The following is a 17,998-nucleotide window of genomic DNA, read 5'->3' as shown; positions in this document are numbered from 1 at the left end:
GTAGGTTTCGTTATCTTGCCGTTATATTGAGCTTACGGTCATGCCGTACGGTGACCCCATGAACGCCAGGGTCAGGAGCGAGGAGCGGCGCGCGGAGATCGTCCGGGCGGCCCTGGAGGTCATCGCCGAGCGCGGCTACCGCGCGGCGAGCCTCGCCGCGGTCGCGGAGCGCGTCGGGCTGACCCAGCAGGGGCTGCTGCACCACTTCCCGACCAAGGAGGCGCTGCTGGTCGCCGTGCTCGAGGAGCGCGACCAGTGGGACGCGGTGCCGGACACCCGGTGGCGGGTCGATCTGCTCGCCTCGCTCGTCGAGTACAACGCGATGCGGCCGAACATCATCCAGACCTTCTCGGCGCTGCTCGGCGAGAGCGTGACCGAGGGGCATCCGGCGCGCGCGTACTTCACCGAGCGCTATGCCCAGGTGCGCAGGAACATGGCGGCGGTGCTGCGGGCCGAGTACGGGGAGCGGCTGCCGAACGGGCTGACGCCCGAGCGCACGGCGCCGCTGCTGGTGGCGGTGATGGACGGGCTCCAGTACCAGTGGCTCCTTGACCCCGAGTCGGTGGACATGCCGGGGGCGTTCCGGGACTTCCTCAGGCTGCTGGGCGAGAACCCCGAGAACCCGGACTGACCGCGGCGACGACCTCGACCTCGATCCGCGCCTGAGGCCGGAACAGCTTCGGCACCTCGAAGGTCATGCTGGTGGGCGGGGTGCCGGTGAGGAACTCCTGTCGCACGGCGCCGTATTCGTGCAGTTCGTCGATGTCGGTGAGGTACGTGCGGATGTTGATGACGTCGGCCAGCGTGCCGCCGTGGGCCTTCAGCAGGGCGTCGATCGTCTCGAAGACACCGCGGCTCTGCTCGGCGAGGGTCGCGCCCTCGGCTATCTGGCCCGAGACGAACAACAGGGCGCTGCCGTCGGCCTGTTCGACGCGGGCGACCTGGGAGTAGTAGGGGCTCAGGGGCTGGGGTGCGGAGGCGGGGTTGTCGATGGTGACCTTCATGGGGTTCCTTGTCGTCCGGGTTCAGCTGGTGCGGATGCGGGCGGCGGCCGCGGCGATGTCCTCGCCGGGTGCGGCGACCCGGCGGTAGTGCGCCAACGCGGCTTCGATGGCGGGCAGTCGGGTGGTCCGCGCGGCCAGGTCGAGGTCCTTCACCGCGAGGGTCGCGTCGAAGTGCACGCCCTCGGCGAAGGCACGGGCGACGACTCCGGCGAGGGGGCCGTTCGCCAGGGCGGTGCGGGCGGTGTCGCCGTCCAGGCCGAGGGCGTCGGCGAGCCGCAGAGCTTCGGCGACCACGGCGATCCCGCTGATGACGGCCGAGTTGAGGACCAGCTTGAGGGCGGCGCCGGAGCCGACGGGGCCGGTGCGGGTGACGTGGCCGAGGTGGGCCAGGACGTGCTCGACGCCGGACGTGTCACCGCCCGCGAGGATGCCGAGCGTGCCCGCGGCCGCCTTGTCGGTGCTGCCCATGACAGGCGCGTCGACGAGGGTGACGTCCTTGGGGAGCCGTGCGGCCAGCTTGTGCACCGCGTCCGGGCCGACGGTGGACATCTCGATCCAGTGGACACCGGGGCGCAGGGCCGGCGTGGCGGCGTCCGCGACCGCGTCGAGGGCGTCCGGACCGGCGAGCATGGTGATGACGACGTCGGCGTCCCGGACCGCCTCGGCCGGTGCGGCGGCCGCGCGGGCGCCCTCGGCGACCAGCGGGTCCGCCTTCGCGGCGGTGCGGTTCCAGACGGTCAACGGATGGCCTGCCGCGAGGAGTTGACGGGCCATCGGAGTGCCCATGTGTCCCAGACCGAGGAATGCGATGTGCTCCATGACGTCGACGCTAGATCCACCCACGGAATGCGACAAGCGAATGTCTAGCATGGTCGCCATGCCGAATCCGCATCCCATGGCCGATGTCTCCACCGTCTGGTTGCGGGCGTTCCTGGAGGTCGCCCGCCAGGGTTCCTTCACGCTCGCCGCCCGGACCCTCGGCTGGACCCAGTCCGCGGTGTCCCGGCAGATCTCCGCCCTGGAGTCCGCCCTCGGCGGGGCCCCGCTCTTCGACCGGCTGCCGCGGGGCGTACGGCTCACCGAGGCGGGCCGGGTCCTCGTACCGCACGCGCAGACCGTGACCGAGGCGCTGCACGGGGCCGGGCGGGAGCTGGCGGCGTTGCGTGAAGTGGCGGGCGGGCGGCTGCGGTTCGGGGCGTTCGCCACGGCCGACGCGGCGCTGGTGCCGCACGCCCTCGCCGCGTTCCGCGCCCGGCACCCTCGGGTGCGGCTGGCCCGCGAGGAGGGGTTCACGCCGGCGCTCCTGGACCGGCTGACCGCCGGCCACCTCGACCTGGCGGTGGTCTCCACGACCGGCCGCGCGCCCCTGGAGTCGTACGACCTCCATCACCTCCTCGACGAGTCCCTGTACGTCGCCGTCCCCACCACGCACGAACTGGCGGGCGGCGGCCCGGTGCGGCTCGGCCGGCTCGCCGACGCCGACTGGATCTCCGGCAGCGCCCGCCCGGAGGGGACGCTGCTGGACGCGGCCCTGCGGCAGGGCTTCCGGCCGCGCGTCGCGCACGTCGTCGCCGAGTGGACCGCCAAGCAGGGGTACGTCGCCGCCGGCCTCGGGGTGACGCTGGTCCCGGCGCTGGCCGCCGAGTCCGTACGGCCGGACATCGCCCTGCTGCCGGTACTGGACGAGGGCGCGCCGGCCCGCGCGGTGTACGCGGCGACGGCACGGGGACGGACCGCGGCACCGGCGGCGGAGGCGTTCGTGCGGGCGCTGCGGGAGGCGGCGGAGCGGATCCCCGGCCAGATCCCCGGCTAGGTACGGATACTCAGGCGGTCGCCGCCCTGCCCGGCGAGGATGGCCGTCATGAGGGGAAAGAACACCATCGCGGCATGCGCTCTCCTGCCGGTCAACTTCCTTGTCGTCGCCTACGGTTGGTGGGCGGCCGGGTGGACCTCGTGGGCGGCGAACTGGAACGAGGAGCCGTACGCGCCGCCGATGGCGGAGCTGGGCACGGCGTGCGCGGTGGTGGCGGCCATCTGTGTCGCGCTGCTGGCCGCCCGGCTGTGGGGAGCCGCCCTCTTCCAGATGGTGCCCGTGGTCGCGCTGCTCGCGCTGATGACCCCCTCCTGAGTCCCGCACCATGGCGTAGACCACTTCCGTCACGCGATACTTCAGCCCACTCCCCCACACCAGACGGAGGCTGAACTCCCGTGACCGCTCTACGCGTTCGGACAGTCGTCCTCGGATTCGCCCTGCTGGCCGGGCTCACGGCCACCCCGCACCCGGCAGGGGCCGCCACCGCCGCGCCCACCGCCACCGTCGAGGAACAGCGGCTCGACCAGGCCGTGCCGCAGGAGATCCTCCGGCGGTCCGGATTCGACTCCGTGGCACCGGAGTTCGCCCGCGCGCTCGGCTCGGCGCACAGCTACGAGCAGGCCCGCCGGATCGTCGGACGCGAAGGATCCGCGCTGTGGCGGCGGGCTGTGGAGCGGGCGCAGGGGCGGGGGCCGGCCGGGGGTGATCTGAGCCGGGACGACGATCGGCCGTTGTACTGGGCGCGGTTGGGAATGACCAGGCAGGTGCGGGCGTGGGAGCCGGGGTTCGGGTTGAGCGAGACGCGACGGGCCGCGCTGCTCGACGAGCTGGAGCGGACCTCGCGGGGACAGACGGCCATCCGGTATCCGGCCGGGAAGGGGATCAAGCGGATTCTCGTCACCGGGTTCGACCCGTTCACGCTCGACCGGGACATCCGGATCTCCAATCCGTCGGGGGCTACCGCGCTGGCGCTCGACGGCACGGTGATCGAGACGGCGGACGGGCCGGCGCGGGTGGAGACGGCCGTGTTCCCGGTGCGGTGGCGGGACTTCGCGGACGGGACGGTCGAGCGGACGCTGCGGCCGTATCTGAAGAAGGTCGATCTCTTCACCACGGTGAGCCAGGGGCGGGTCGGGCGGTTCGACGTCGAGCGGACCAACGGGGCCTGGCGGGGCGGGTTCCCGGACAACGAGAACATCGGGCTGACCGAGACCGTACCCGTCACCGATCCGGCCTCGCAGCCGCAGTGGACGACGACGACCCTGCCGTACCGGGAGATCGTGGCCGCGAGCACGGGCCGCTTCCCCGTCTACGACAACACCGCCGTGACCGAGATCCCGGCGGGAGGCACAGAGGCGGTCGTGCGGCCGGACGGGCCGACGGAGGGGTCGACCGCGCGGGCCGGGGGCGGCGGGAACTACCTGTCCAACGAGATCGCGTACCGCGCGACGCTGCTGCGCGACCGGCTGGGGCTGCGGGACACGCTTCCCGGCGGGCATGTGCACACGCCGGTCCTTCAGTTCGGGGCCGGGAACACCACCGAGGTCAGCGATCCCGAGTTCGTGCGCAACCGGCTCGACATCATCGCGCAGGTGCGGGCGATCGTGGGCGTCGCGCTCAGTGCGACGGAGCGAACGCGAGGCTGACGCCGAGCCCGGCCAGGACGGATCCGATCACCTTGTTGAGGATCTTCTGGCCGCGGAGCATCAGGGTGCGCATGCGGTCGTGGGAGAAGAAGACGGCGACGACACCGAACCACAGCAGGTGGGCCAGCGACATGAACAGGCCGTAGCCCACCTGCTGGTAGACGGGGGTGCCGGGGCTGACGACCTGGGCGAAGGTGGAGACGACGAACAGGGTCGTCTTGGGGTTGAGGACGTTGGTGAGGAACCCGGAGCGCAGGGCCTTCAGCGGGGTCAGGTCCGACTGGGTCTCCAGGTCGACCCGGACCTCGCCGCGGGTGCGGAAGGTGCGGACGCCTATGTAGACGAGGTAGGCGGCGCCGACCAGCTTGATGACCGTGAACAGGAAGGTGGACGAGGCGATCAGCAGGCCCACGCCGAGCATCGTGTACGTGACGTGCACGAGGACGCCGGCGGCGACGCCGGTCGCGGCGAGCAGGCCGGTGCGACGGCCGTGCAGATAGCTGTTGCGGACGACCATGGCGAAGTCGGCGCCGGGGGCTATGACGGCCAGGACGGTGATGACGGCAACGGCGATGATCTCGGTCATGCGGTGACTCCCTCCACGTCCTCGGAGTCCTCCGCGTCCTCGCGGGTCTCTTCGCCGAGCAGCTCACGGGCCATGAGGGTGGCGCCCGCGACCGCGCCCGGCATCAGGAACACCGCGACGAACGGCACCAGGAAGGCCACGCCCAGCGGGGTGCCGAAGCCCCAGACCAGGGTCCTGCGGGAGCGGAGCAGGGCGAGCCGGTCCCGCAGCTCGACCCCTCTGCGCTGCATGGCGACCGCGACGAGCTCCTCGGTGAGGAAGAACCCGGTGACGAAGAAGCCGATCACCGGGACGACGGTCTGGCCGAGGAACGGGATGAACCCGAGCCCGAAGAGCAGCACACCCCACAGCAGGGCGCGCGCCAGGATCCGCAGGCTGTCCCGCGCCGAGATCAGCAGCTCGCGCCAGAGGGGGAGGCCCGACTCGGGGGCGGTGCCGTCCGGGGAGACGTCCCGGTCGACCTTCTCGGAGAGGCTCTCGTAGAACGGCTGGCCGACCAGGAGCGTGACGGCGGTGAAGGTGAGGACGGCGAGGAGCAGGGCGAGGGCCCACAGCACGACGGTCAGGAAGCCGCGGAACAGTCCGAGCCAGGGGCTGGACCAGTCGTCGGCGAACGGCGTGGCCCAGGTGACGAAGTCCTCGCCCCACAGCGCGAGCGAGACCAGCGCCGCCGCGTAGAGGACCAGGGTGATGAGCCCCGGGATCAGTCCGAACCCGTACTGCTTGCCGTGCCGGGCCACCCATCGCTGGCCCTTCAGGAGATAACCGAAACCCGCCCCGAGATCGCGCATGGCCGAACTCTATCGGTCACCACTGACACACCCTTTCGACCTCACCTCACCTTGCCTTTCGGGCTCGCCCCGCCATCGCTCACCCTGCCGAAACCGCCACCACGACCCCCGGTTCCGCGGCCGGGCTCACCGCCGCCGACACCCGGACCGCCGCCGCTCGCGCCACGCGGCCCGCTCGGGAGGCGGTGGCCAACAGCAGGGGCTGGAGTTGTTCGAGGCCCGCCACCACCAGTTCCTCCCCGGCGATGAGCACGGGGCCCGCCGCCCTGGTGGTCGCCGCGGCCGCCTCGGTGAGGTCGGCGAGCGGCTGGAGGGAGGCCCGGACCACGCCGGCCCCGGCGGCCGCCGCGCGTTCCGCGAGGGCCACCTGGAGCGGCATCAGCGGGGCCAGCGCCGCCGTCAACGCGTCCGCGATCCGCCGGAGTTCGGGCGAGGAGTCGCGCAGGACGTCCGCGGCGGCCCGGAGCAGCGGGGTGAGGGCGAGCAGCACGCCCGCCGCCAGTCCCGCCCCGGCGGGCAGCAGCGGTGTCATCGCCTCGACCAGTTCCCCGACGGCGGTCGCGAACTCCTCCACGGCCGGCTCGACCGCGTCCAGCACCGGCAGCAGGCTGTCGCCGAGCACCCTCAGCAAGGCCTGCGCCGGTTCGCTGACGGGGTGGACGGCCAGTGGGGCGCCGCTCGTGCCGAGACGGGTGAGCGTGTCCACGATCCGGTAGAACGCCTCCTGCGCCTGCGGTGACGCGCTCGCCTCCGCCAGCTCGGCCGTCGTCTCCCGCAGCACCCGCAGCACCTCCTGACCCGAACCGTCCCTCGGGTCGAAGGTGTTGATCGCGATCTTCGTGAGGTTCCCGGCCGTGTCCAGGAGTTGGCCGGTGATGTCGGTGGTGCTGCGCGCCACGCGCAGTACGTCTTCCCTGCTGGGAAGCGGAGGGATCGGTGCCATGAGGAGCTCTCCCCGGGTCGCCTGACAAGCCGTTGTCGCCGTCTGTCCCGACCTCAGCATGCCCCCTCTCCACCTCGTGGGATGCGCCATCCGGGGCATCCGTGACACGAACTCCCTCTTGTTCCGGTTGAGTCGAACAGGTACATGTCGCCGTACCGATCTCAGGAAGCTCCCGGAGGAGGTACGACGCGTGCGCACCACGAGAACCGCACCTGCGAGACCCGTACTGATCGCCGCCCTCGCCCTCACCACCGCAGGCTCACTGCTGCTCACCCCGCAGCCGGCCGGCGCCGACCCCAAGCCCGTCACCCGGGACGAGTCCCCCCTTGACCGGCGGGCCGCGCAGGCCCCCGCGAGCGCGGCGAAAAGGGCCCTCACCGCCGAAGGCACCCTCGGTTCCGCTTTCGGTGGAGCCGTCCGCGGCTATCCCCGTGAGCAGGTCCTCTCCCCCGACCCGGAGAACCCGGCCGACAAGTCCATCAAGCTCGGCCTCACCCCGTACCACGCGATCGCCCCGAAGCTGAACGCTCTGCAGGCCCTGGGCGACCGGGTCAGCGTCGAGGTCGCCGGACGGTCGGCCGGCGGCCATCGCCTCTACCTCGTCACCGTCACCGCGCCCGAGACGGCCCGCCAGGCCAGGGCCCAGGAACGGATGCGCGACCTCATCGAGAACTCCCCCGCGCAGGCCGCCAAGTCGCCGGAGATCAAGGCGGGTTACAAGGCACCCGTCTTCTTCAACAACAACATCCACGGCAACGAGTGGGAGGGCACCGACGCCTCCCTGAAGCTCATCGAGCAGCTCGCCACCGCCACGGACGCCAGGACCCGCGACCTCCTCGGCCGCTCCCGCCTGTACTTCAACGTCACCGCCAACCCGGACGGCCGGATCGCGGGCACCCGCGCCAACGCCAACGGCTTCGACATGAACCGGGACTTCGTCACCGCCTCCCAGCCCGAGACCCGCGCCATGCGGCAGATCGAGATCGACAAGCAGCCGGCCGTCATGCTCGACCTGCACGGCTATGTCAACGGCACGCTCATCGAGCCCACCACTCCTCCGCACGGCGAGAACTACGAGTACGACCTGTTCCTGAAGAACACCTACGCCAACGCCCTCGGCATGGAGGCGGCGGTCAACGGCCTCGGACACACCCCCGAGAAGGACGGCGTCGAGCCCGCCCAGATCCCCTTCCGGGACCAGGAAGAGGGCTGGGACGACTGGCCGCCCATCTTCACCCCGCAGTACGCGGCCTTCCACGGCACGGTCGCCGCGCACACGGTCGAGATCCCGTTGCAGGTCAACAACGCGGCCTACAACAACCTGCCGGTCGCGGAGCTGCGGCGCCGGTCGGCCGTCAACGTCGACGTCGCGGGCGCGGCGATCCGCGCGACCCTCGACTTCGTACGGGCCAACCGGACCTCTCTGGTGAAGGACCAGATCGAGGTGTTCCGGCGCGGAGCCACGGGCGCGGCACAGGTGCCGGTCTCCGCCGAGACCGTCCCCGGCGTACCCGGCATCGGCCCCGAGGACGTCTACACGACCACCTTCCCGCGCGCCTACGTACTCCCCGCCTCCGCCACAGGCGCGACCGCCACCGCCCGTCTGGTGGACCACCTCCTCGCCAACGACGTCCGAGTGACCCGCGCGAGCCACGCCTTCCGCCTCGGCGGAAAGACGTACGCGAAGGGCTCCTACGTCGTCGACCTGCGCCAGCCCAAGCGCGGTCTCGCCAATGTGCTGCTCGCCGACGGGCGGGACATCAGCGACAAGGTCTCGGTGATGTACGACATCTCGGGCTGGAGTCTGGGACGGCTGTGGGGCGCCGAGGTGACGGCGGTACCCACGGGCACCCTCACCGGCCTCCCCCTGCGCGCGGTGCGCGAGGCCACGCCCGTCGGTCACGTGGCTCCGCGCGGCGCCTTGCGACTGCGCCTGAACGACCCGCAGGCGATCGCGGCCGCCAACTCCCTTGTCCAAAAAGGCATTCCGGTACGCCAGACCGCGGACGGCGGCAGTGCGATCGTGCCGGCGTCGGCGCGTGCGAAGGCGGCCGAACTGGCCCGTACGTACGACGTCGTCTTCGAGGCCACGACCCTCACCGGCACCCGGGCGCTCCCCCGCACCCGCGTCGCCGCGGCGGTGACACCCGGCGAGCTCTTCGCGCTGCGTGAGATGAACTTCGAGGTCACACCGGTCTCGACGGCCGTGCTCAACGCGGGCTTCGACTGGTCGACGGTCGACGTCCTGTTCGTGTCGGCGGGCCTGGACCACGCCGCCCTGACCCCGGCCGCCCGGACGGCCCTGGACGCCTTCCTGGCGGACGGCCACGGTGTGGTCGGTCGCGGGCTCACGGGAGCCGAACTCGGCGCCGCCACGCACCTGTCGACGGTGAAGCCGGTCGAGGGCAACGGGGACGCCAACGGCGTGGTGCGGGTCGTGAACTCGGGGCAGCTGACGGCCGATGCCCCCGACCACGGTTTCGTGTACGCACCCGTCTGGTTCACGGACCTCGGCCCGGAGGTCCGCGTGGAGCAGTCGTACGCGACCGGGAACCCCCTTGTCTCCGGGCACTGGCGGCCGTTGGCGGACGGCGGTGGCGGACCCTCCGCCGCGGCCGGACAGCCCTCGGTGGTCAGCGGTCCGCAGTCGGTCCTCTTCGGCACCGAACCCCTCTTCCGGGATCATCCGAAGGGGGAACTCCCGCAGGTCGCGAAGGCGTTGTTCCGCATGGCAGACGCCGGCCGGCGGTAAGAGCAGTCAAGGAGAGCGGATGACCCAGGAGATCCACGGCACCGTCGCCGACGGTTTCGAGGCGGTGCGCGAGGAGTTCGCCGCGTTCGTGGCCGGTGAACGCCCCGACTACGAGGGCCAGTTGTGCGCGTATGTGCACGGCCGCAGGGTCGTCGACCTGTGGACGGGCGACGGCAACGAGGCCGACTCCCTGCACGCCGTGTTCTCGTCGACGAAGGGTGCCGCGCATCTCGTGGTCGCTCTCCTCGTCCAGGACGGAACGCTCGAACTGGACCGCAAGGTGACCTACTACTGGCCGGAGTTCGCGGCCGAGGGCAAGGGCGCGCTGACCCTGCGCGACCTGATCACACACCGGGCCGGGCTGGTCGGCCTGGACGCCGGGTTCAGCCGGGACGAGCTGGCCGACGACCGGGTGATAGCCGAACGCCTCGCCGACCAGCGGCCGTTCTGGCGGCCCGGCACGGCGTTCGGCTACCACGCCCTGGTCATCGGGGCGCTCACCGGCGAGGTGGTACGCCGGGCCACGGGCCGCACCCTCCAGGAGCTGTGGGAGGAGCGGGTCCGGGCGCCGTACGGCCTGGACTTCCACCTGGGTCTGCCGGCGGCCCTGGAACCACGGTTCCGCTCCGCGCAGCCGATGCTGCCCACCCCCACCCAGCAGGCCCAGATCGACGCCACCCCCACCGGCCCGCACACCCTGGCCTCGATCGCGTTCAACCAGCACGTGCCGGACCCGGGCGACCTGGTGGAGTACGCCAACTCCCGTACCGTGCGCGCCAAGGGCCCGGCGTCGGCGGGCGGGGTGGCGGCCGCGCGCGGCCTGGCCGGGATGTACGCGGCGGCGATCAGCGACATGGGCGACCGCCCGCCGCTGCTCAAGCCGGACACGATCGCCGAGGTCGGCCAGATCCACTCCAGCGGCTACGACCTGGTGGTCCGCGACCACCGCTCCTTCGGCCTGGGCTTCCAGGCGATCGCCGACACCCGGCACCCGTTCCTGGGCGCCGGCACCTTCGGCCACAGCGGCGCGGGCGGCTCCCAGGCCTTCGCCGACGCCCGCAGCGGCCTGGCCTACGGCTACACCCGGCGCCGGCTCGCCTTCCCTGGCGGGGCGGCACCGGAGAACGACCGCTTCACGTGGGCGGTGCACAGCGCGGCGCTGAACTCGGGCGCGTGACACGGACGGAGGCCGCACCCCACGTCCAGGGGTGCGGCCTCCGTCGTACGCAACGAGCGGCGTCAGACCAGCGTCACGCTGATGTTGCCGCGGGTCGCCTTGGAGTACGGGCAGACCTGGTGGGCCTTCTCGAGCAGCCCCTTGGCGGTCTCGGCGTCCACGGCCGGGATCGAGGCCGAGATCTCGACGATGATCCCGAACCCGTCGTCGTTCTTGCCGATCCCCACCTTCGCGGTGACCGTGGAGCCGGTGATGTCGGCCTTCTCCTGGCGCGCCACGACGCCGAGCGCGCCCTGGAAGCAGGCGCTGTAGCCGGCGGCGAACAGCTGCTCCGGGTTGGTGCCCTCGCCGCTGCCGCCCATCTCCTTGGGCGGGTTCACGACGACGTCGAGCCTGCCGTCCTCGGTGGCGACGCGGCCGTCGCGGCCGTTCTCGGCGGTGGCGACGGCGGTGTACAGGACGTCGGACTGCTGGATGGACATGCGGTGTCTTCCTCCTAGGTCCGCCGCGACTCGCGCCCACGATCGTCGACGGTTCCGGAAAGAAGTTACCGCATGCCGGAAATCCAGTGAAGGCCCGCCGGGGAGGTCAGAGCTTGACGATCATCTTCCCGGTGTTGTCGCCGCGCAGGACGCCGAGGAAGGCCTCCAGGTTGTTCTCGATGCCCTCGACGACGGTCTCGCGGTACTTCAGCGCACCGGAGGCGACCCAGGGGCCGACCTCGCTCACGAACTGCGGCTGGAGGTCGTAGTGGTCGCCGACGAGCAGACCCTCCATGCGGCCGCGGGTCTGGATGAGACGGGCGAGGTTGCGCGGGCCGGGGGCGGGCTCGGTGTTGTTGTAGACCGAGATCATGCCGCAGATCGCGATCCGGCCACCCTGGTTCAGCGAACCGATGGCAGCCTCCAGGTGGTCCCCGCCGACGTTGTCGAAGTAGACGTCGATCCCGTCCGGGGCGGCGGCGCGCAGCTGCTCGCTCACCGGGCCGTTCTTGTAGTTGAAGGCCGCGTCGAAGCCGTACTCCTCGACGAGGAGCTTGACCTTGTCGTCGGAACCGGCCGAGCCGATGACCCGGGAGGCACCCTTGAGCTTGGCGATCTGCCCGACCTGGCTGCCGACGGCACCGGCGGCACCCGACACGAAGACGGAGTCGCCCTCCTTGAAGACGGCGGTACGCAGGAGGCCGGCGTAGGCGGTGAGGCCGGTCATGCCGAGGACGCCGAGGTAGGTCGACAGGGGCGCGGCGTCGGGGTCGACCTTGACGGCCTGCTTGGCGTCGAAGGTGGCGTACTCGCGCCAGCCGCCGAAGTGCAGGACGTGGTCGCCGGGCGCGATGCCCTCGGCACCGGACGCCACGACCTCGCCGACTGCGCCGCCCTGCATGGCCTTGCCCAGCTCGAAGGGGGCCGTGTAGGACTTGGCGGCGCTCATCCGGCCGCGCATGTACGGGTCGACCGACAGGTACTTGTTCCGTACGAGGACCTCACCCTCGCCCGGCTGCCGGACCTCCGCCTCGACCAGGGCGAAGTCCTCGGGCTTGGGCCAGCCGACGGGGCGGGAGAGGAGGTGCCACTCGCGGTTGATCATGACGGAGCCTTTCGGATTTACTTCAGTACCTGAAACAACCATGCTCCTGAATATTTCATGTTGTCAAGTAATGGGGGTATCCTTGGCTCATGGCCACACCACAGCAGACCGCTCGCCCCGATGCGCTGACCCTCGAGGTCGTCGAGCTGATCGGTGACGTCGTGGCGCGTTTCTACGCGGACTTCGAGGAGGCGGCGGCGGAGCATGCGCTGACCGGGGCGCAGGGGCGGTTGCTGAGTCTGCTGTCCCTGGAGCCGCTGCCGATGCGGAAGCTGGCGCACAAGCTGCGGTGCGAGCCGTCCAATGTCACCGGGATCGTGGATCGGCTGGAGTCCCGGGGTCTGGTGGAACGGCGGCCTGACCCCTCGGACCGGCGGGTGAAGCTGGCGGCGGTGACGGAGGAGGGGCGGGCTGTGGCTCGTAGTCTGCGGGAGTCTCTGCGGTTCGCGCGGGAGCCGTTGGCCGGGCTGTCGGACTCGGAGCGGACGGTCTTCCGGGACTTCCTGCGGCGCATGCTGGACGCCTGACCAGACCTTTTTCTCGCCCCCGCCGCCCCTACCCGTCCCATCCTCCAGGGGCTGCCGCCCTTTCGACCCCGCACCCAGGGGGCTCCGCCCCCTGGACCCCCGACGGCCCTTAAGGGGCCTTGTCCTCAAACGCCGGACGGGCTGAAAAACGCGGGTGGGTGGGGGATCGGGACGGCGTGCTCTCGTCCTCAAACGCCGAACGGGCTGAAAAACACGACCCGGACCGGCGTCGAAAGGCGCAGCCCCCTGCGGGTGGGTGGGGGATCGGGACGGCAAGGCCTCGACCCCAGGCGCCGAACGGGCTGAAGGACCAGACACAGGCCGGCGTTGAAAGGCGTAACCCGCTCCGGGCCGCTGGGATGGTTGGGCCTCAGGTGGGACGCGCCCGCACCGGCGCAACGGCGAGCAGGGGACGTACCGGGGGGTGTCCGCCCGCAGCGTCGGGCGTCCGACCGACGGGACAGCCCAGACGAGACAGTTGCGCCCGACCGAGGACGGACACCCCCCGGTGCGGCACCGACTCACAACGCACCGTAGTGCGCAACGCGAACCCCCACCGGACCGCAACAGGCCACCGCAGGTATCGCCGGACGACTACGTGCACCACCACAGGAAGCGTTCGCAGGTTTCCGTCGGGGACGGGGAGGGGGCCGGGTCCGAGGCGGTCGGGGCCGCCGTGGGGGACGAGGCCGGAGGCGTTGGCGCGGGAGTCGACGGGGAGAGGTTCGGGGCCGTGGCCGATGCCGACTGGGCGTCCTTCTCGCGGTCCTTCTCGTCCTTGGACTCCGACGCCGACGGCGACGGTGACTCCGAGGCGTCCGGTGACGCGGAGGACGAAGGGGCCGTGCCGTTCTCGTCGTTCAGGGGCTCCGCCGTCCCGCTCGCCTCGGCAGACGCCGCCCCCTCCGCCGACTCCCCGCCCGCCGCAGCCGGCGTAGACGACGACCCAGGCGCGTCGAGGCCGAGTTCGGCCAGGCTCAGGCCACCCGCGGCGAGTATGAAACCGGCGGTGATCAGCAACGTACGGCGGCGTCTACGGCGGTGCGCCGCTGCCTTGCGGTCACGGCGGCTCGCACCACCGCGACCGTCGAGGTTCTCCTCGTTCCCCTCGACCTCGCCGCGCCTCCGCGCCGCCCGCCCGCCACCCACCGGCACGGGCGCGGTCTCGGGAACCTCAGCCCCGGCGCCACCGTCCTGCGGCGGTTCCTGGTCCGTGTACGCGCGTAGCTGTTCGGCGGAAGTGCCGCACCCCGGGCAGGCGAGGGCGCCGTTGAGGTGCCTTCGGCACGAGAGGCAGTAGTCCATGACGCGGGAAGATTAAGTTCCGAACCGGTAGCGTTCCTAGAGCCAGCTGTGAATGTTGTGTGGGGAACCGCCCGTTCCGGCGTGGCGAGTTGAGGATGATCCACTCCCATCTCCACTCCCATGCCGTCGAATCCGACATCACGCCGGAACGAGGCCGCTTCCCCTCCGCTCAGGTTTCCTTACGGGTCGTCATGACGCGCTGGATCAGGATGAACACACCGAGCAGCACACCGGTGGCGATCTTCGTCCACCAGGAGCTCAGCGTGCCCTCGAACTGGATGATGCTCTTGATCAGGCCGAGGACGAGGACGCCGAACAGCGTGCCCAGGACATAGCCCGAGCCACCCGTCAGCAGCGTGCCGCCGATGACGACGGCGGCGATCGCGTCGAGCTCCATGCCCACCGCGTGCAGCGGGTCGCCGGACTGGATGTAGAGCATGAAGAGCAGGCCGGCCAGCGCGGAGCAGAAGCCGCTCATCGTGTAGACCGCGATCTTCGTGCCGCCCAGCGGCAGACCCATCAGCAGCGCCGACTGCTCGTTGCCGCCGATGGCGTAGATCCGGCGCCCGAAGCGCGTGTAGTGCAGGACGTAGAACGCGGCCGCCAGGACGGCCAGCGACACGAGGGCGCCGATCGACAGGTCCCCGAGCCCGAGCGACACCCGCGTCTCCGCGAGGCTGCTCACCGCGGAGTCGTTGATGGCGATCGACTCCTTGCTGATGACCAGGCACAGGCCCCGGAAGAGGAAGAGCCCGGCGAGGGTCACGATGAACGGCTGGATCTCGAAGTTGTGGATCACGTAGCCCATCAGGAAGCCGCCGAAGGCTCCCACTCCCAGGGAGATGGGGATGACCACCAGCAGCGGCAGGCCCACGTCCTGCACCAGCCACGCCGTGAGCATCGTGGTGAAGCCGATCACCGAGCCCACGGACAGGTCGATGCCGCCGGAGAGGATGACGAAGGTGGCGCCGACCGCGGCGACCAGCAGATAGCTGTTGTCGATGAACAGGTTGAGGAAGACCTGCGAGTCGCCGAAGCCGTAGTTCTGGTAGCGGCTGAGGCCGGTGATGTACATCGCGAGGAAGAGCCCGGCGGTGACCAGGACGGGCAGCCGCCGGTCGCCCAGCAGGCTCGCGGCCCTGGACGTCGTACGACTGTCGGGTGTCGCGGGAGTCTTGGTGGTCGTACTCATCACGACACCTCCATCTTGGGAGCGGAGTCGGCGGGCTCGGCGACCACCGCGGGCGCCGCCGGAGGCGTGGCCTTCGCGCGGGCGCCGAAGACCTTGGCGCGGAACTTCGGGGACTGGAGCAGGCAGACGACGATGACGACGGCGGCCTTGAAGACCAGGTTGGTCTGGGTCGGAACGCCGATGGTGTAGATCGTCGTGGTGAGGGTCTGGATGACCAGAGCGCCGACCACCGTACCGCCGATGGAGAACCGGCCGCCCAGCAGCGACGTACCGCCGATGACCACCGCGAGGATCGCGTCGAGCTCGATCCACAGGCCGGCGTTGTTGCCGTCCGCCGCCGAGGTGTTGGAGCTGATCATGAGGCCCGCGATGCCCGCACACAGGGCGCAGAAGACGTACACCATGATCTTGATGCGCATGGACCGGATGCCGACCAGACGGCTGGCCTCGGCGTTGCCGCCGACCGACTCGACGAGCAGGCCGAGGGCCGTGCGGCGGGTCAGTGCCACCGTGACGGCGACGACCGCGGCGACCACGAAGATGGAGAAGGGCAGGGTCAGCCAGTAGCCGCCGCCGATCAGCTTGTACGGCTCGCTGTTGATGGTGATGATCTGGCCGTCGGTGATCAGCTGGGCGACGCCTCGGCCGGCGACCATGATGATGAGGGTCGCGATGATCGGCTGGATGCCCATGCGGGCGACCAGGAAGCCGTTCCACAGACCGCAGACGACCGCCGCGATCAGGCCGAGGCCCATCGCGAGCAGCACTCCGGCCAGGGCGTCCTGGTCCTTCTGGTCACTGATGTACGAGCAGGTCAGCGCGCCGGTGATGGCGACCACCGCGCCGACCGAGAGGTCGATGCCGCCGGTGGCGATGACGAGGGTCATGCCGACCGCCACCAGGATCAGCGGCGAGCCGAACAGCACGATCGAGACGAGGCTGCCGTAGAGGTGGCCGTCCGTCATGTGAATCGCGAAGAAGTCGGGGGTGAAGGGGACGTTGACGAGCAGCAGGGCCACCAGGACCGCGACCGGCCAGAAGAGGTTGTGGCGTGTCAGTGCTCGCCAGCGGGAGGTGGTGGTCACTGCTGTTCTCCGCTCGCGATGGTCTCGAGGATCTTGCTGGTGGTGATCTCCGGCCCGTTGGTGAGCTGCGCCACCAGCTTGCGGTCGCGCAGCACCCCGATGGTGTGGCTGAGTCGGAGGACCTCCTCCAGCTCGGCCGCGATGTAGAGGACGGACATACCGTCCTCGGAGAGGGAGACCACCAGCTTCTGGATCTCCGTCTTGGCGCCGATGTCGATACCGCGCGTCGGCTCGTCCAGGATCAGCAGCTTGGGCTGGGTGATCAGCCAGCGGGCGAGGAGCACCTTCTGCTGGTTGCCGCCGCTCAACTGGCCTACGCGGGCTTCGGGGTTGGCCGGGCGGATGTCGAGGGCCTTGATGTACTTGGCGACCAGTTCGTCGCGCTGGGCCGTGGGGATGGGCCGGGTCCAGCCGCGGGACGCCTGGAGGGCGAGGATGATGTTCTCGCGGACCGTGAGGTCGGGGACCAGGCCCTCGGTCTTGCGGTTCTCCGAGCAGAACGCGACGCCGGCGCCGATGGCGTCGTTGGGGGCGCTCATGGAGACCTGCTTGCCGGCGATCGTCACCTTGCCGCTGTCGGGCTGGTCGGCGCCGAAGAGCAGCCGGGCGAGTTCGGTGCGCCCGGAGCCCAACAGGCCCGCGAGGCCCATGACTTCGCCCTTCTTGATGTCCAGGTCGAAGGGAGCGATGCCGCCGGTCCTGCCGAGGCCGTCCGCCTTCAGCAGCGACTCGCCGACGTCCGCGTGGAGTTGCTGGTCGTGGAGCTCCTCGAGCTGGTCCAGGGCCTTGCCGATCATCAGCTCGATCAGCCCGACCTGGTCGAGGTCGCGGACCAGGTGCTCGCCGACCAGGGTGCCGTTGCGCAGCACGGTCATGCGGTCGCAGATCTCGTAGATCTGGTCGAGGAAGTGGGAGACGAAGAGGATGGCGACACCCTCGTCCCGCAACTGCCGCATGAGGCGGAAGAGTTCGAGGACCTCGTCGCGGTCGAGGCTGGAGGTCGGCTCGTCCAGGACCAGCACCTTGGTGCCGGAGCCCTCGCCGTCGCTGTCGCCGTGGCCCACCGACCGTACGATCGCGACCAGTTGCTGCACGGCGAGCGGGTACGAGGACAGCGGGGCGGTCACGTCGATGTCGAGGCCGAGCCGGTCGACCATCTCGGCGGCCTGCTTGCGCATCTGCTTCCACTGGATGCGGCCCGCGCGGGTGGGTTCGCGTCCGATGAAGATGTTCTCCGCCACCGAGAGGTTGGGGCAGAGGTTGACCTCCTGGTAGACCGTGCTGATACCGGCGTGCTGCGCCTGCAGCGGGCTGCCGATCCGCACGGACTTCCCGTCGAGGGTGACGGTTCCGCCGTCCAGGGTGTAGACCCCGGTCAGCACCTTGATCAGGGTGGACTTGCCGGCCCCGTTCTCCCCCATCAGGGCGTGGATCTCGCCGGGGAAGAGCCGGAAGTCGACGCCCGACAGAGCCCTTACCCCCGGAAATTCTTTGACTATGCCCGTCATCTCCAGGACGGGCTGCGGCTCTGCCATGGCAGCGCTCCTCTTGGCCTGGTGCAATCGGTTCGGGCCCGGACCCGTGGAATCG

The 17,998-nt window shown here is 70.7% G+C and carries 18 protein-coding genes; 7 read left to right on the top strand and 11 right to left on the bottom strand.

Annotation, left to right across the window (positions count from 1 at the left end; genetic code table 11):
- Positions 1–40: 40 nt before the first annotated feature.
- The gene (locus ABKA17_RS26120) at positions 41–631 is read left to right on the top strand and encodes a TetR/AcrR family transcriptional regulator (protein WP_353694660.1); all 591 of its coding nucleotides are present in this window, start codon (positions 41–43) and stop codon (positions 629–631) included.
- On the opposite strand, the gene ABKA17_RS26115 is transcribed toward ABKA17_RS26120, so the two are convergent.
- Together ABKA17_RS26115 and ABKA17_RS26110 are read right to left on the bottom strand one after the other, a co-directional pair.
- Entirely contained in the window at positions 594–1,004 is a 411-nt protein-coding gene (locus ABKA17_RS26115) for a RidA family protein (RefSeq protein ID WP_353694659.1), read from the bottom strand. The genes ABKA17_RS26120 and ABKA17_RS26115 overlap by 38 nt on opposite strands.
- A 21-nt stretch (positions 1,005–1,025) precedes the next feature.
- Complete coding sequence (locus tag ABKA17_RS26110; RefSeq protein WP_353694658.1) at positions 1,026–1,823, bottom strand: NAD(P)-dependent oxidoreductase; 798 nt, start codon at positions 1,821–1,823, stop codon at positions 1,026–1,028.
- 49 nt (positions 1,824–1,872) lie between these two features.
- On the opposite strand from ABKA17_RS26110, the gene ABKA17_RS26105 reads away from it, so the two are divergent.
- The 3 genes from ABKA17_RS26105 to ABKA17_RS26095 all read left to right on the top strand — a co-directional run bounded on the left by ABKA17_RS26105 (position 1,873) and on the right by ABKA17_RS26095 (position 4,463).
- Entirely contained in the window at positions 1,873–2,817 is a 945-nt protein-coding gene (locus ABKA17_RS26105) for a LysR family transcriptional regulator (RefSeq protein ID WP_353694657.1), read from the top strand.
- 48 nt (positions 2,818–2,865) lie between these two features.
- Positions 2,866–3,132, top strand: a complete 267-nt coding sequence (locus ABKA17_RS26100) for a hypothetical protein (protein ID WP_353694656.1) — start codon at positions 2,866–2,868, stop codon at positions 3,130–3,132.
- An 80-nt stretch (positions 3,133–3,212) separates the two neighbouring features.
- Positions 3,213–4,463 carry a pyroglutamyl-peptidase I gene (locus tag ABKA17_RS26095; RefSeq protein ID WP_353694655.1) on the top strand — a complete coding sequence of 417 codons (1,251 nt, stop codon included), beginning with the start codon at positions 3,213–3,215 and terminating at the stop codon, positions 4,461–4,463.
- On the opposite strand, the gene ABKA17_RS26090 is transcribed toward ABKA17_RS26095, so the two are convergent.
- The 3 genes from ABKA17_RS26090 to ABKA17_RS26080 form a co-directional block, all read right to left on the bottom strand.
- Positions 4,435–5,049 (bottom strand): LysE family translocator, encoded by a 615-nt coding sequence (locus ABKA17_RS26090; RefSeq protein ID WP_353694654.1) that lies wholly within the window; start codon positions 5,047–5,049, stop codon positions 4,435–4,437. The genes ABKA17_RS26095 and ABKA17_RS26090 overlap by 29 nt on opposite strands.
- Positions 5,046–5,840: an EI24 domain-containing protein gene (locus ABKA17_RS26085; protein ID WP_353694653.1), complete on the bottom strand. Its 795-nt coding sequence runs from the start codon at positions 5,838–5,840 to the stop codon at positions 5,046–5,048. The genes ABKA17_RS26090 and ABKA17_RS26085 overlap by 4 nt, the downstream gene beginning before the upstream one ends.
- A gap of 79 nt (positions 5,841–5,919) precedes the next feature.
- Positions 5,920–6,783 (bottom strand): hypothetical protein, encoded by an 864-nt coding sequence (locus ABKA17_RS26080; protein ID WP_353694652.1) that lies wholly within the window; start codon positions 6,781–6,783, stop codon positions 5,920–5,922.
- A gap of 190 nt (positions 6,784–6,973) precedes the next feature.
- Between ABKA17_RS26080 and ABKA17_RS26075 the strand changes: the two genes are divergently transcribed.
- Positions 6,974–9,535, top strand: coding sequence for a M14 family zinc carboxypeptidase (locus ABKA17_RS26075; protein ID WP_353694651.1), 2,562 nt, complete (start codon positions 6,974–6,976; stop codon positions 9,533–9,535).
- Positions 9,536–9,554: 19 nt separating this feature from the next.
- Positions 9,555–10,712, top strand: coding sequence for a serine hydrolase domain-containing protein (locus tag ABKA17_RS26070; RefSeq protein WP_353694650.1), 1,158 nt, complete (start codon positions 9,555–9,557; stop codon positions 10,710–10,712).
- Between the two features lie 62 nt (positions 10,713–10,774).
- Here the strand turns inward: ABKA17_RS26070 and ABKA17_RS26065 are convergent, their stop codons facing one another.
- A complete protein-coding gene (locus ABKA17_RS26065; protein ID WP_353694649.1) occupies positions 10,775–11,194 on the bottom strand; it encodes an organic hydroperoxide resistance protein in 420 nt (139 codons plus the stop codon).
- A 106-nt stretch (positions 11,195–11,300) separates the two neighbouring features.
- Complete coding sequence (locus ABKA17_RS26060) at positions 11,301–12,299, bottom strand: NADP-dependent oxidoreductase (protein ID WP_353694648.1); 999 nt, start codon at positions 12,297–12,299, stop codon at positions 11,301–11,303.
- A gap of 89 nt (positions 12,300–12,388) precedes the next feature.
- On the opposite strand from ABKA17_RS26060, the gene ABKA17_RS26055 reads away from it, so the two are divergent.
- Positions 12,389–12,826, top strand: a complete 438-nt coding sequence (locus ABKA17_RS26055) for a MarR family winged helix-turn-helix transcriptional regulator (RefSeq protein ID WP_353694647.1) — start codon at positions 12,389–12,391, stop codon at positions 12,824–12,826.
- A gap of 594 nt (positions 12,827–13,420) precedes the next feature.
- Here ABKA17_RS26055 and ABKA17_RS26050 read toward each other — a convergent pair.
- The 4 genes from ABKA17_RS26050 to ABKA17_RS26035 form a co-directional block, all read right to left on the bottom strand.
- Positions 13,421–14,131: an SCO2400 family protein gene (locus ABKA17_RS26050; protein WP_353694646.1), complete on the bottom strand. Its 711-nt coding sequence runs from the start codon at positions 14,129–14,131 to the stop codon at positions 13,421–13,423.
- 169 nt (positions 14,132–14,300) lie between these two features.
- Positions 14,301–15,323, bottom strand: coding sequence for a galactofuranose ABC transporter, permease protein YjfF (gene yjfF / locus ABKA17_RS26045; RefSeq protein WP_353694645.1), 1,023 nt, complete (start codon positions 15,321–15,323; stop codon positions 14,301–14,303).
- Positions 15,323–16,408: an ABC transporter permease gene (locus tag ABKA17_RS26040; RefSeq protein WP_353694644.1), complete on the bottom strand. Its 1,086-nt coding sequence runs from the start codon at positions 16,406–16,408 to the stop codon at positions 15,323–15,325. The genes yjfF and ABKA17_RS26040 overlap by 1 nt, the downstream gene beginning before the upstream one ends.
- Entirely contained in the window at positions 16,405–17,943 is a 1,539-nt protein-coding gene (locus ABKA17_RS26035; protein WP_353694643.1) for a sugar ABC transporter ATP-binding protein, read from the bottom strand. The genes ABKA17_RS26040 and ABKA17_RS26035 overlap by 4 nt, the downstream gene beginning before the upstream one ends.
- Positions 17,944–17,998: the final 55 nt, after the last annotated feature.

This window comes from Streptomyces sp. RG80 (genome assembly GCF_040446465.1).
In the GTDB taxonomy this organism is placed as follows: domain Bacteria; phylum Actinomycetota; class Actinomycetes; order Streptomycetales; family Streptomycetaceae; genus Streptomyces.
Note: the sequence above shows the minus strand (reverse complement) of the source record. Positions and strands in the feature narration are given on the sequence as shown.

Bases quoted from the DNA above. Each gene is read 5' to 3' on its own strand.
- ABKA17_RS26120 (WP_353694660.1), top strand. From the start codon at position 41: ATGCCGTACGGTGACCCCATGAACGCCAGGGTCAGGAGCGAGGAGCGG.
- ABKA17_RS26115 (WP_353694659.1), bottom strand. From the start codon at position 1,004: ATGAAGGTCACCATCGACAACCCCGCCTCCGCACCCCAGCCCCTGAGC.
- ABKA17_RS26110 (WP_353694658.1), bottom strand. From the start codon at position 1,823: ATGGAGCACATCGCATTCCTCGGTCTGGGACACATGGGCACTCCGATG.
- ABKA17_RS26105 (WP_353694657.1), top strand. From the start codon at position 1,873: ATGGTCGCCATGCCGAATCCGCATCCCATGGCCGATGTCTCCACCGTC.
- ABKA17_RS26100 (WP_353694656.1), top strand. From the start codon at position 2,866: ATGAGGGGAAAGAACACCATCGCGGCATGCGCTCTCCTGCCGGTCAAC.
- ABKA17_RS26090 (WP_353694654.1), bottom strand. From the start codon at position 5,049: ATGACCGAGATCATCGCCGTTGCCGTCATCACCGTCCTGGCCGTCATA.
- ABKA17_RS26085 (WP_353694653.1), bottom strand. From the start codon at position 5,840: ATGCGCGATCTCGGGGCGGGTTTCGGTTATCTCCTGAAGGGCCAGCGA.
- ABKA17_RS26080 (WP_353694652.1), bottom strand. From the start codon at position 6,783: ATGGCACCGATCCCTCCGCTTCCCAGCAGGGAAGACGTACTGCGCGTG.
- ABKA17_RS26070 (WP_353694650.1), top strand. From the start codon at position 9,555: ATGACCCAGGAGATCCACGGCACCGTCGCCGACGGTTTCGAGGCGGTG.
- ABKA17_RS26065 (WP_353694649.1), bottom strand. From the start codon at position 11,194: ATGTCCATCCAGCAGTCCGACGTCCTGTACACCGCCGTCGCCACCGCC.
- ABKA17_RS26060 (WP_353694648.1), bottom strand. From the start codon at position 12,299: ATGATCAACCGCGAGTGGCACCTCCTCTCCCGCCCCGTCGGCTGGCCC.
- ABKA17_RS26055 (WP_353694647.1), top strand. From the start codon at position 12,389: ATGGCCACACCACAGCAGACCGCTCGCCCCGATGCGCTGACCCTCGAG.
- ABKA17_RS26050 (WP_353694646.1), bottom strand. From the start codon at position 14,131: ATGGACTACTGCCTCTCGTGCCGAAGGCACCTCAACGGCGCCCTCGCC.
- yjfF (WP_353694645.1), bottom strand. From the start codon at position 15,323: ATGAGTACGACCACCAAGACTCCCGCGACACCCGACAGTCGTACGACG.
- ABKA17_RS26035 (WP_353694643.1), bottom strand. From the start codon at position 17,943: ATGGCAGAGCCGCAGCCCGTCCTGGAGATGACGGGCATAGTCAAAGAA.